This is a genomic window from Microcoleus sp. F10-B2 (genome assembly GCF_036704965.1).
Taxonomy (GTDB): Bacteria; Cyanobacteriota; Cyanobacteriia; order Cyanobacteriales; family Microcoleaceae; genus Microcoleus.
Genome location: NZ_JAUBTB010000038.1, coordinates 42,237 through 55,433 on the forward strand (window position 1 = coordinate 42,237; position 13,197 = coordinate 55,433).

The 13,197-nt window shown below is 48.1% G+C and carries 8 protein-coding genes; 1 reads left to right on the forward strand and 7 read right to left on the reverse strand.

Going from position 1 to position 13,197, the window contains the following annotated elements; all coding sequences use genetic code 11:
* Positions 1-45: 45 nt before the first annotated feature.
* The 6 genes from QUA99_RS16400 to QUA99_RS16425 form a co-directional block, all read right to left on the reverse strand.
* Entirely contained in the window at positions 46-714 is a 669-nt protein-coding gene (locus QUA99_RS16400; RefSeq protein WP_333238477.1) for a hypothetical protein, read from the reverse strand.
* A complete protein-coding gene (locus QUA99_RS16405; protein WP_333238475.1) occupies positions 711-965 on the reverse strand; it encodes a hypothetical protein in 255 nt (84 codons plus the stop codon). Before QUA99_RS16405 ends, QUA99_RS16400 begins: the two co-directional genes overlap by 4 nt.
* Positions 949-2,232: an RNA-guided endonuclease IscB gene (gene iscB, locus QUA99_RS16410; RefSeq protein WP_333238473.1), complete on the reverse strand. Its 1,284-nt coding sequence runs from the start codon at positions 2,230-2,232 to the stop codon at positions 949-951. The genes QUA99_RS16405 and iscB overlap by 17 nt, the downstream gene beginning before the upstream one ends.
* A gap of 248 nt (positions 2,233-2,480) precedes the next feature.
* The gene (locus tag QUA99_RS16415) at positions 2,481-5,009 is read right to left on the reverse strand and encodes a DUF3769 domain-containing protein (RefSeq protein WP_333238471.1); all 2,529 of its coding nucleotides are present in this window, start codon (positions 5,007-5,009) and stop codon (positions 2,481-2,483) included.
* A 443-nt stretch (positions 5,010-5,452) separates the two neighbouring features.
* Entirely contained in the window at positions 5,453-5,569 is a 117-nt protein-coding gene (locus QUA99_RS16420) for a photosystem II reaction center protein I (protein WP_039887172.1), read from the reverse strand.
* A 78-nt stretch (positions 5,570-5,647) separates the two neighbouring features.
* Positions 5,648-7,621 carry a hypothetical protein gene (locus QUA99_RS16425; protein ID WP_333238469.1) on the reverse strand — a complete coding sequence of 658 codons (1,974 nt, stop codon included), beginning with the start codon at positions 7,619-7,621 and terminating at the stop codon, positions 5,648-5,650.
* Positions 7,622-7,807: 186 nt separating this feature from the next.
* On the opposite strand from QUA99_RS16425, the gene QUA99_RS16430 reads away from it, so the two are divergent.
* The gene (locus tag QUA99_RS16430) at positions 7,808-11,623 is read left to right on the forward strand and encodes an alpha-mannosidase (protein ID WP_333238467.1); all 3,816 of its coding nucleotides are present in this window, start codon (positions 7,808-7,810) and stop codon (positions 11,621-11,623) included.
* A gap of 210 nt (positions 11,624-11,833) precedes the next feature.
* On the opposite strand, the gene QUA99_RS16435 is transcribed toward QUA99_RS16430, so the two are convergent.
* Entirely contained in the window at positions 11,834-13,192 is a 1,359-nt protein-coding gene (locus QUA99_RS16435) for an anion transporter (protein WP_333411443.1), read from the reverse strand.
* Positions 13,193-13,197 lie beyond the last annotated feature (5 nt).

The following is a 13,197-nucleotide window of genomic DNA, read 5'->3' on the forward strand; positions in this document are numbered from 1 at the left end:
TCGAGCGGTCATTCCCAATTCTTTAATCGAAAATAGAAAATGGTATTACAGCTTATTTCTGCTTTCTCCTTTCTTTCTGCGGCCTTCTCGGGCAATGGCTTTTAACTTAGTGTGAAAATCAGTGTGTTTGACAACTGGGAAGGATTTTGCCACAGGTTTGTCCGCTAATTTGCGATCGGCTTCGGCTCGATCTGCGAGGGCGGTAACATCCACATCTTCATATACTACAAATTCTGTATTTTCTTGTGTGCGATCGGCTGCGGGCAATTTTCCTGTTTCGTGGGCCTCTGTTGTCGGGATTTCTGCATCAGGCGCCCGATCGATTTCTGACTCTGACAGCCCAAGCAAATCTAACTCTGCGACACCGCTTTCCGATTCCTGGTTCGATAAAAGTATATCTTCCTGTGGCAGTTGAGCATCATTTTCAAGGGTTAAATTTTGAGGAAAATTGTTGCATACCAAGCGTTCAAACTCGCGATTGAAATGATAGAGAGGTTGGCCTATCCGGTGCCACATACTTAATAGCTGTCCGACAGAAACAGCCTTGTAGCGCCCTTGATAAAGCGCTTCAACCACTGCTAAACGCAGCCAATAGCCGGGATACTTAGTCAGCCATTCACCCGCCAATTTCTCTGCTTTTTTGCCACCTAGGTCAAAACCGTAGTGAACCAGCAGAGCCGCTGCTTGTGCAGATATTGCGGTCACTTCTGTCATGTGTTGTCTGTTGACTGTTGACTGTTGACTGTTATCTGTTGACTGTTGACTGTTGACTGTTGACTGTTGACTGTTGACTGTTGGTTCCAAATTCCCAATGACCAATTCCCAATGACCAATTCCCAATGACCAATTCCCAACTGAAATGCGGCAAGGGGTCGCCCGTACCGAAGGTTAACGGGTGGGGAATTGCCACCAACCAACAAACTGCCCGTTAGGGCATCCTTGTTTTTTTTAGATTCGGTACTCATAGCCATCAGCCCTTTGAATGGTTCTCAGGTATTTGGGGTGAACATCAAATCGTTGTTCTCTCAGCAATAACATGAAGTTCGGTCTAAATCTAATGGCGATTCTTCCTGTGTACTTACCTGCGTATTTACCCGACAGGATATCAGCTTTAACCATGTCTCCAGTGACAAATCCCATAAAGAATTTAGCCTTGGGAGCGTGATGTGCAGGAAAACCGTACTTGTCGGGGCGGCATCGCTGCCTAGTTCCGTGTCCCTTAGCTACGATTTTTAAAGGTTTTACGCCTTGTAGCAACAACTTTTCTGGGGTAGACGCGCCTACACAAGCAGCATCTGTCCAATGATGTTTCTCAATCCCTCTGGTCTTACGGTGAAACTTTGTGCGACCCCCAGTTCCTACCTCTACGGGTAAGCCTGTTGATTGAAGTCTTCTGTACAATTTCCACCGAGTAGCGTTAACAGCCGTCGCATCTTTAAGAGATGCTTTTGTCTGCCTGAGAATCTTGCTGAGCAGGTCAGGTTTCTTCTTAAGGAACTGCTCAACAGGTAAGTTTCCCTTGGTTTCGTTACACTTTCGACAAGCCAGTGTTAGGTTAGTGACACGATTGCTACCTCCTTTTGACTTAGCAACAATATGTTCTATTTCTAATGGGAGATTCTCTGCACTACAGTAAGCACATTTTCTTCCCCATTTGGCGAGCAAATATTCCTTGACCTCAAACCCGAATAACTCACCTCTTTGGTACTCTACTCCGTTAATCTCAGGGTTCTGAAGTTGTTGCAAATCGAACCTAACTAACTCCTGAGAGATTGCGGTAACTGGGCAAATCTTTCTAATTCGTCTAACCCAAGTTTCAATATTAGCGATTCGACTCTCAAGAGAAGGGGGTAGCCACTCAGCCTTACGGGCTCTGTTTAAGAATCGAGGTTTGCGGTAACGGGTTTTACGGTTGCGACGACCTCTTCTTAATGAAGAGCGAGACTCAAGGGAGTCTTTGATTTGTTGCCCTCGGTGGGAGATTTCTAAGGCATTGGTGACGCGCCCATTTTCTTCTTGAACAACAGCAATGCCCGTTGTTTGGCTGCCTGGGTCGATTTTGATTCGGTGCGGGTGAACTGTAGACTCCTCGACAGTTCTATCTTGCATGACGATGGTGAATGGATAGCGCTTAAATACTTTAGCCCTCCCTTTTTGAAGTAGCTCTCTTGCCCTTGCTGAATGACAGGGGTCAAGAGGATTGAGGTTTTTGTCTAGAACGAAAACTCGCATTACTTACGACTCTCAACTTGCGTTGGTAAAGTTTGCCTCGACAATGTTATTTGACCTTGATGGGTACAACTCACTGGTTTAACTCGTTACGCCTGTTTAAAATTGTACGAAAGAGCTACAAACTGGCACGCATTTGTAGGTTTCATGAGTCAAGTAACGTAGGTTACGAGAACCTGAGTCTGGTCAACTAGAGCAATTTCTGCCCTCCCGTCATACCCGAAGGGTTGACGTTGAGTTGTTGACTTGAATTAATCGGATAAACGCACGCCTCCTTCTACAGTTCGCGCGTCCCCGGAAAAAGGTTGGGGAGTGCCGTTCCAGTTGAAGTCGCTAATTCTAAAAGTCAGGCTGCCGACTTGACGCTCAGGATTAAAACGCAAAATGATTGCGTAGCTGCGGCGGCTGTATTCTAAAGTGTAATTCGTACTGATTGTTTCCCCGCTTTCTAAATTAATAGCACTTTGAAATCCAACTCGAAAGCCTCCGTAAACTTGCTGGACAAGTCCAAAAGACAGGACTCTCAAATCTACTAAGCGATCGAATAAAAACGGCGATATACCGTCCCGCCCCACCTGGGTATAAGTCACGTTAAACCCAGTGTAATCGAGGAAAGGGCGGGAGAAATGACCGAACTGCCCTTGAATGCCGACACTGCCGGCGAGGGAATTTTGTCTGTCGCCACTGCTGTAATAAGTGCCAACTCCCCGGAGTCCCAAGGCCAGTTGCAAGAAAGGAACCACCGGCGTCCGCGTATACCTCAAACCCTGGGTGGGAGTGCGGGGCAGCGGTTCGCCCTCCCACAGGTTGAAGCCGCGACTCAAGGCGAAGCTAACTTGGGAACGGCCCAGATCGACGCGGTTGTTTTCCCGCACTGGTTCGAGCAAGTCTGCTCGATCGGTGTCAGCATTGATAAATTGATACCCAGCTTGGTAGCTGAGATTGATGCCCGTGCCTCCGAGTGGGATGACTGGGGAAGTGAGGACTGCCCCCAGGCTGCTTTGCACGGTTTGATAGCCCAGAGAACCGTTAAACAGCCGATCGCGATAACTGTATTCTGCTGCCAGTGTGTGAGTGCCGATCGACTGCCGCAGGCGCAAATTGCCCCGAAAGCTGTTTTCCGGCAAGTTCGGGAAATTTTCAAAACTCAGAAATATTGCCGATCCGTCCAGCCTGGTGCGCGGGCCCAGGCTAGCGCCCAACCTTGCTTTCAGCCCGTAGCTGTCGGGAGAAAACGGATTACCGCCATTCTCTGCCACGAGACGCTGCAAGTAAATTTGGGGCGTCAGAGTCAGCCGCACCGGCCCGTTTTGCAACACCTCAAAACCGCACTCGGCATACAAACCGCCTCTGTCTCCCCCGTCGTAGCCAAAGGTCAAACACGGGCCGTTTTGCTGCCTGCTGTCAAACACTTGCCTGCGGGGATACACGGGTATTTTCACCCGGTTGTCGAACACCAAGCGGGGTTTAGTTGTGACCAATTCCTCAGCCGTGGGCGAAATCCTTCTAATCGTCGCCCTCCGGGCCCTGTATTCAAATTCCGGCGGGGAAAATGGGTCGTTAGTAATCCGAATGTTGGTTGCTACCCTCGCGCCGTCTGGCAGCAGTTCGATGCGTTCTGCTTCAAAGCGGATGCGGTTGACCGCGCCGACCACTTGGGGGGCTGCTAGCTGTCCGCCGCCGCCGATAGTGACTGTAGCAGCGCCGGGGGATTTGACTCCGCGCAGGGGCTGCTGGCTGGTAATTCGATCGCTCAGCGGCTGTTCGAGAATCGTTCCAGCACTGATATCTGTCGGCAGTGTGGGGGTCAATTCGCTACCTGCTGCGGGCAGGAATATTTCCCCCCTGGCTTGTTCGACTGCGCCGCTGTTGAGGCCGAGATTGAACTCCATCTGCTGGCCGCGCACTACTTGTTGGCCGCGGGTATAGGCGACATTGCCGGATGCTACCACTTGGCGGGTGACTAAGTTGACGATCGCTCGATCGGCATCAATCACAGTTTGCCGGAACCGCACGACGACATTACCAACCGCCGTCACAATTTGCTGCTTGTCGTCGAATTCTTGGCTGTCGGCCTTAACTTCAATAGTATCGGCCGGACTCACGGGGAAAGGAACCGTCCGCCCAGAAGGGGCGGTGCGGACTCCCGGCGCGGCTGGTTTAGGTTTCGGTGTCGGCGCTGCGGGTGTTCTGGGTGCGGGGGCAGTTCCTGGTGCGGGAATGTCGAACTCCTGTTGCCCGCTGGGTGCTGGTTCTAGCGCCGGTTCGGGAACGGGAATCTCCGCAGGTTCGGGGGACTTATCTTCTAACTGCCGGCCTTGGGCCTGATACCAACTTTCCTGCTTTCCGACAAGATTTCTCTCCTGTTTTCTCTGCGCCTCTGCGGTTCGTTCCCGATTCCGAATGGCAATGGCATTTTCTACCGAACCCAATTGGTAAGCCGTAAACGAGGAATCTTGCTGAACAGTCTTTGTTTCGGGTTCTCCCACAGGATGCCGACGCTGAAATCCCAGAACTGCGTCGCCACTTTCCACTTCCGCTAGGGGGTCGGCGATTTCTGAAGGCTCATCCGTGGCTGGGGTGGTGCCCAGGAGTGTGGCTGCGGGTTCTGCTGGGGCCGGTGTGGGTTCTGGTTGAACGATATCTGGGCTTGGTTCCGGTATTTCTGCGGGGTTGCGGAGGGTGTCTCCATCGCCGGCCGCGACAGTGAGGGCGACTTTTTTTGGCTTTGCGATGTAGATGATGCCAGGGGGTTCTGGCGGCGGTACCGGATAGGGCATAGTTACAACAGGTAAGTCATCCGATTTTAGATTTTAGATTTTAGATTTTAGATTTTATAGGGTGCAAATTATTGAAAATTTTGCATCGAAAAGGCAACTGTTTAAACATTAATCTGACATCTAAAATTTGCAGTGGCTTTGGCGCGCCGGAATAGGGCTGCTTTCAGAAGTTGCTTTCGCCACAAGATAACCTCGCTGCTGGTGCGAGGTCAATCGATTCTAGATTTTAGATTTTAGATTTTACATTGAAGCATTGACCCCACGGATCGAGTCGGGGGGAAAGTTTCATCGGATACAGGTTTTTTATTTCTCCACGGATGAATCCGGGGGCTTGTATCCTGGATGCTTTCGGTCAAGTTTTGTTCGACTAATTTTTGCGGGTTTGCGGGCTAGCTGGGGGGCTACGGTGGCGTAGCCCCCAGCCAGCGGGCGGGATAACTTGTTTATTCCATGTCTCTGCGGTTGGGGTTCCGGGCTGGGTCATTGGACAAAAATCCAAATATGAACAGGGAAACAAAAAATAAAACAACTACATTAACTACGATTTTGAGGGTTAGCACTGTGGGAGTCTCCAAAGATGGCATAATAGTGAGCGGATTTGCTGCTGTTGCAGCAACTTTTTTATCATAAGCTAAAGATTAGTCAATTTTATCTTTGCTTTTGAGGATTTTTGGCAAGTTGATTTTTGCCCAATTCCAGAGTTGCTCGGCGATGTTTTCTAGCCGCAGCATAACTCGATCGAGCCATTCGAGCACTTGTTCTAGGGGGTGCTTAATGTATCCCATCGATTCTGCTTTTGTTTCTAAGTAGTCGTCTTCTGCTGGGACGCCTGCGCTGGGATTTTTGGGTTCGGCTGCGCGGGTTGCGGGGGTGTATTTGCTAGTTGACGCGGTGATTGCTGCTGGGGATTGGTTGTTTTGTCCGGTGTTCGGGTTGGTGTTTTTTGGCACTTGGGTTTCCGGCGCGCGCCCTGGGGTTGATTCTGCTGCGAGTGCAGAGCTATTTTTTTGAGTAACTGCTAAATCAGATGCTGGTTGGGGTTGACTTTTTGAGCTTTTTGCGAGCAAGCTCTGTTTTAGCTGACCGAGCATCCGGTGAATTGCTTCGGGGTAAGGGGAGATTGAGACAGGGGTCGATCGACCTTCGGGCAATTCTCCTAATTCTGCAATTTCATGCTTGACTTTTTGACTGGCTTGTGATATTGAGCTTTGAGCTGCTGCCTCGGTTTCGGAACTGCCGTCGATTAAATGCTGGGGTGCTGGTTCCCCAAATAAGTCTTGCCAATTCAGCCACGGTCGATCGACCTCTGGGCTTTTTTCTGTGTTTTCTTGTTCTTGTCGCTGTTTCAAATAATACTGAATTGCAAGGGATTTCTCCGTATTATCACTTGCTGCCGTTTCTTTGCCCAAAAGGTGGTCTACTGACGACCAAATCATTTGTTCGATGTTGCGAGCGTATTTTTCGAGGATGTCGCGGGCGGACAAATCTAAATTGGTTTCGGTGCCGGATGTATTAATTTTTACTCCGGGGTTGTCTGTGGGTGCGGCGGTTGTTTTTGCCGATGGCGGCAGGGTAAATTCTTCGAGGTTGACGGCGGCGCGATCGAGTAATGTAACAAAGGAGAGAGGACTAGGGGGTCGATCGAACTTGCTGTTAAAATTAGTTTCTAGTTTTGGGGTATTGTGGTCGATCGAATTCGATGCCGCAATTGACTGCTGTGCGGTTTTTGATTCGATCTGGGCGCGGGCTTTTTGAACTAGGATGGCATTGCGGTCGATCGATTTTTTAACTGCGAGGATTGATTCTCCAAACTGATTTCTTTTCAGAGCAACCGGGCTCGTCTGAAGCCAGGCCATCAATTCCCAAAAACGACGCACCGGCGGCAACTGCGCTTTTTTGGCAGCCGACTCCAAACCGAGATTAAATTTTAATTCTTTTTGGGTAATTTCCCGCCGTTCGGGCCCGCAGTTTGCTACTTCCCAAGTTATGCGACCTTCGAGCAGTTCCTGCTGTTCGGGTGTCAAAATATCTAATATCTGATTTTCTCTTCCGACCAATACTAAAGTGCGAGCGGGGATAAAACTGGCAATTCCCTCAACTTTCGGTTGCGGTTTTAATCCAGTTTTAGCCAGCGGGTGTTCTAAGACGGAAGTTGTTTGATGCTTTGTGATTTGTCCGCTAAAATTGATAGCCGGAGGTAAATCGCTAGCAGTATTTCCCTGATTAATTAACAGCGGGAAGCTGGCTACAGTTTTCGCGGTTTGCGACGAGTTTAGTAAATTTTCGGCTAGGTGTAAAATTTCGGCGATCGAACTTTCCTCGGAAACTTCCCCCTGATACCAATTTTGTGGCAAATCGGGGTTTTCGTCGCCGCCAAATTCTTGCAGTTCCGGTAAATCTACTTTTTGACTTGATTCCCGCAACTGTCGCCCTAGCAGTCGGGAACTTTGCACCAGCAAATAAGCTGGATAAAGCAGGATTTGGGTGGCGGTGAGAGTTGCTTCTTTAATTTGACGCCAAGTTCGATCGCAATTGTCGGCAACTTGGCGGGACTGTTTCGATATAAAATTTAATAGTCGGCTTTGGTAGGGGCCGTAGTAACCGTTGGACATAAGTTTTGATAATTATTCAATTCAGATTTTAGATTCGCGCCGGCATTGCGAAATATTGCTGTAAAATCAAAGCGAGATCTTAATCTCCGCTTCAAACCCTCTGAAACCTTTATTTCTTCGCGTCCTTTGCGTCTTCGCGGTTCAATCCGATCTTTGATTCCTACACAAGTTTGATTTTAGCTAAAAATGAGCGCTTCTGTGTCACCTGCTAGCAACAATATTTCTGCCACTGTCGAAAAGTTGCGCCGCCTAAGTCAAGTGGAGGTTCAGTCTGGTTGGAGGTACTGCGATTCTGACTCTGCTGTCTCTTCGGTAAATATTTGTAACAGTCCTGTTGCTGAACTTAACAGCAAAGGACATATTGCTTGGCTGTCGGGGAAACAAGTTTTGTATTTGGGCCAGCAATTTGTAATTCCTGACAATTTGCACGGCTATCCTGTGGTTGGTTTGCGGTTGCTGCTGAGTTTGACTTGGTGGGCTGAAGATGCTCAAATTTTTGTCAACGGCGAGTTAGTCGGACGGGGAGATTTATTTGATTTTGCCGATCGAGTTTTGTTGAGTTCGTCGGCCAATCCCGGAGATGAATTTTTAGTAATTTTGCGGTTGGTAAGTCCGGGTCACGATAAAGGTGCTTTAGTGCGATCGATTTGTTTGTACGAAGCTGCTGACTCTTCTTGTTTCGATCCGGGTTTTGTGGCTGCCGAATTAGAGATTTTGCAAAATTCGCTAAGTCGAAATTTAGAAAATGTAAATTCCCAATACCTCTCCAATGAAACAATAGCAAGTCGCCCCATGTTTGTCAAGGGGGAAACGCTGAAATCTGAGATTGATTTGGCGATGGATTTGATTGATTGGTCGGCGGTGGGCGATCGCGAAAAGTTCGATCGCTCGCTGTCTGTTTTGCGGCACAATTTACTGGGGTATCTGCGGGCTTGTTCTGGGGATTTAGATGAGGGAACCGCAGAGGGCGCAGAGGGCGCAGAGGGAGGAGGAAGGGAGGGGGTTTTTGAGGATGGAGAAAATAGCAACGCTACATCTATATATATAGGAGAAAGTGTCGATCGGACATCTTTTTCTGGGGATTTAGATGAGGGAAGCGCAGAGGCCGCAGAGGCCGCAGAGGGAGGAGGAAGAGAGGAAGTTTCGCAGGTTGGAGAAAACGGCAACGCTACATCTATATATATAGGAGAAAGTGGTGAACTGACATCTATATATACAGGTAAAATCTATTTGGTCGGTCACGCTCATTTAGACTTAGCTTGGCTGTGGCCTGTCCCGGAAACTTGGGAAGCGGCAAAGCGAACTTTTGAGTCGGTATTGAAATTGCAATCGGAGTTTCCCGATTTAATTTTCTGTCATTCAACTCCGGCGCTTTATGCTTGGATGGAAGAACATCGGCCGGACTTATTTACTGCGATTAAAAAACAGGTGGCCGTCGGACGTTGGGAAGTTGTCGGCGGGATGTGGGTAGAACCGGATTTAAACTTGATTTCCGCTGAATCAATGGTGCGGCAAGTTTTTTACGGACAGCGTTACGCAAAAGAAAAATTTGGCGAATTGATGCGGGTGGCTTGGCTACCGGATACTTTCGGTTTTGGGTGGCAATTACCTCAGATTTTGCGGCAAGGTGGAGTTGATTATTTTGTGACGCAAAAGTTGCGTTGGAATGATACAACGGAATTTCCCCACAGTGCATTTTGGTGGGAAGGGTTGGACGGTACTAAAATATTTAGCATGATGTCTCCTCCCATTGGCGAAAGTATAGAATCTGTGAAAATGGCAAGTTATGCTTTTGACTGGCAAGTTAAAACTGGTTTGCAAGATGCTCTTTGGTTGCCTGGGGTTGGCGACCACGGCGGCGGCCCGACTCGTGATATGTTGGAGGTGGCGAAACGCTGGAAAATGTCGCCTTTCTTCCCGAAGTTGGAGTTTGCGAAAGCGGTTGATTATTTGTCTTTGATTGAGAGTCAGTTTTTGCCTGAAGTTGCGGAAAGTTCGCAGGAAAGCGATGTTGCAAAACCGGATAATCAGGAGATTTTGCGGGCGCGAGAATTGTCAAACTTGTCGGCAATTTCCGCAACTAAGCCCGAAATCGATGTTTCAGAATCGGACAATCAGGAAAATTTGCTCGTTGCCGAAACTGTAGGGAATTTGCGGGCGCGAGAATTGTCAAACTTGTCGGCAATTTCGGATCCAAATCATTCCATCTCACAACTCAAAACTCTTCCCATTTGGAAAGACGAACTTTACTTAGAATTCCACCGGGGTTGCTACACGACTCGCGCCGACCAAAAACGCCAAAACCGCCGCTGCGAAGAATTGCTCTACCAAGCGGAGTTGCTGTCTACGCTGGCAACGATTTGTACTGGTGCTGTTTATCCGAAATCCGAGCTAGAATCTGCTTGGAAACAAATTTTGTTTAACCAGTTTCACGATATTTTGCCCGGTTCTGCGATCGCCCAAGTTTATGCGGATGCTAATATAGCCTTTGCCGAGGTCGATCGCACTTGTCGCGAAATCCTGCTAAAATCTTTGGATGCCATCTCAGCTCAAATTTCTCTGCCGAATCCTCCGCAGCCCGACGCTCAACCGATTTTGATTTTCAATACTCTCAATTGGTCGCGCTCTGAGGTTGTCGCTGTAACGCTTCCCGATTCCCCTGATTCAGCTTGGCAAATTTACGACTTGTCCCGACGGCGACTGGCTTCGCAGATTGTCAGGGGCGATCGACTCCAATCGCAATCTACACTGTTATTCTGGGCAAATAATCTCCCCGCCCTTGGCTACCGGGTGTTTTGGCTGTGTCGCGAAGACGCTCAAACTGTAGATAATGCGTCCGCGAGTCCAGAAACCGAAAAAAATACAGAGTTATCAAAACTTACATACGGTATAGCACAAAAAAACACACCTTGTCAAGAAACGCATTTTGCAGCCGCACAAATGGTTTTAGAAAATGAATTTATTCGGGCAACAGTAGACGGCAAAACCGGGGATTTATCCAGCATTTGGGATAAAGTAAATAACCGAGAAGTCCTGAATGCAGCGGGCGGCAATCAACTGCAAGCATTTCAAGACAGCGGCCAATATTGGGATGCTTGGAACATCGACCCAAATTATGAAAAACATCAACTACCAGCGCCGATACTGAAAGATATTTCCTGGATAGCACAGGGAGAAATACGGCAGAGTTTGCGCGTAGTCCGACAAATTGGCAAATCGGAGTTTTGCCAAGATTATATAGTAGAAATAGGTTCGCCGCTGCTGAAAATCAAGACAGTGGCAGATTGGCAAGAAAGTCACGTTTTAGTAAAAGCAGCCTTTGGGTTAAATGTAGAAGCAGATTTTGCAACTTGCGAAATTCCCGGCGGTGCGATCGATCGCACAACCAAGCCGCAAACACCCGCCGAAAAAGCCAAATGGGAAGTGCCGATTTTGCGCTGGACTGATATCAGCAATGACGGTTTTGGAGTGAGTTTGCTCAATGATTGCAAATACGGTTGCGACCTTCAACCGAATCGAATTCGGCTGACTTTGCTTCGTGGTTCGACTTGGCCGGATGAACAAGCAGATAAAGGAATCAGCGAATTTACTTGTGCAGTCTATCCCCACAGCGGAAATTGGCAAGAGGCCGGCACAGTTCGGCGCGGGTACGAGTTGAATTTACCACTGCTAGTAAAGGTGTTGCCACAGTCGGGAGAAAATAGAAACAAGAGTTTACCCGCAGTGGGGAATTTCTTAGATTTGTCGGCCGACAATTTAGTTTTGATGGCTTTCAAACAGTCGGAAGAAGATTCTAACGTGTGGATTTTGCGGTGTTGCGAATCCGAGGGGAAGGAGGCTGTGCTGGAATTCAAGAGTGATTTGGGATTAGAGATTGTAGAGCCAGTAGATTTGTTAGGACGGCCTGCGAATTTGTCGGGAAAGTTACCCGAAGGACGAGGTTTTAAGATAGAGCCTTGGAAAATCGCGAGTTTTGCAGTTGTGCGCCAAACAGAGACCTAAAGACTTTATACCGAGATCTGCAAGGATTTGTCAACCTACCTCTTTCCCTCTCATCTATTCTCTTGTCATCTCCCCTCTGCGCCCTCTGTGGAACAGGCGTCCCGCCTGTGAATTTCTGTAGTTCATGGAAAACAACTCCAGTTCGCACAGATAAAAGCGCGAGGCTAAAATTTAATTGTACGAGCATGATAGTGCAACGATCGTAGCCTTTTAGTACAGCCAAAAATAAGCTATTCCCAAAGTAATGAAAGTCAGCGGCAGCCCGAACCGCAAATGCTCCTTAAAAGTCAGCCGATCGCCTGATTTCCCTGCAACTTCAGCTACAATTAAATTAGCCACAGAACCCAACAAAGTTAAATTCCCCGCCAGAGTAGAACCCGCCGCCAACAACAGCCAAGCTTGCGTGTCTGTTTTGACAATCACCGATTGCAGAACCAACACTGCGGGTACGTTAGAAATTAAGTTAGAAAGAATTACCGTTACTCCCAACAAACTCAGCGGCGTACCAGTCAAATTAGTTAAATTGTCCAACAAACCCAGTTGTTGAGTTGCTTTCGTCACCACAAACAATCCCGCAAACATCACGAGCAAATTCCAGTCAACGCCTTGCAAAATGCGATCGGACTTGACGCGCCTAGTAATTAACAATATACTGGCAGCTATCCAGGCAGATTCTGCTAAAGGTACACCCGCTAAAAAAGCTACCAAAAGTCCTGCTGTCACCCACAAACTTTTTGCTAGTAAAGGCTTCAACAATCGATACCGAACTTGGGGAACCTCCGGCAAAGATTTGCAAGAACGCACTTCTGGATAAAGCAACCACAGCCAAGCTACTTGAACCAGCAAACAAATTAAAGCTACTGGTGCGAGAGAGCGGGCAAATTCCAAATAACTAATTCCCGAAAAAGAACCGACGAGAATATTTTGCGGGTTGCCACTCACAGTCGCCACTGAACCTAAATTAGTACCTCCGGCTAAAGCTAAAAGATAAGGGATAGGATTGAGAGACAAAGAGCGAGTCAGACTCAGCGTTAAAGGGGCCAGCAAAATAGCAGTAGTGTCGTTGAGAAAAAATGCCGATAAAATGCCGCTGCCAAAAGTAACTGCCACCATAATGCCGAAAGGAGAACGAGTAAAGCGAGTTAAAAACTCCAAAGCTAGTTGAAAAAAACCCGATGCTCCCAAAGCCGAATTAACGACCATCATTCCCAGCAAAAAAACGATCGTATTTGGGTCGATCGCCTCCCAAGCAGTTTTGAGGTTAAGTATTCCCAAGGCAACCGCCAAAGCTGACCCAACAATTGCAACCGCCGCCCGGTTCATCCCCAGTCCCGGCAAATATCCCAAACCGAATCCAAGTAGGTCAGTCCCAATACTAGGTATTTGAGTGTTATCATATATACTTAAAACCCTTGATTGTGGCTTTTTTCCATTGTCTGGGATGCTCAAAGTACAGACCGGGTAATTGCAGCTAAACCTGCTGGCATTGCAACTAGCGCTAAATATCGCCGTGGAAAATAGCCAGTTTTGCAGTAAATTTATCATTGCCAATTGAGATATAGTACCCATCGCAA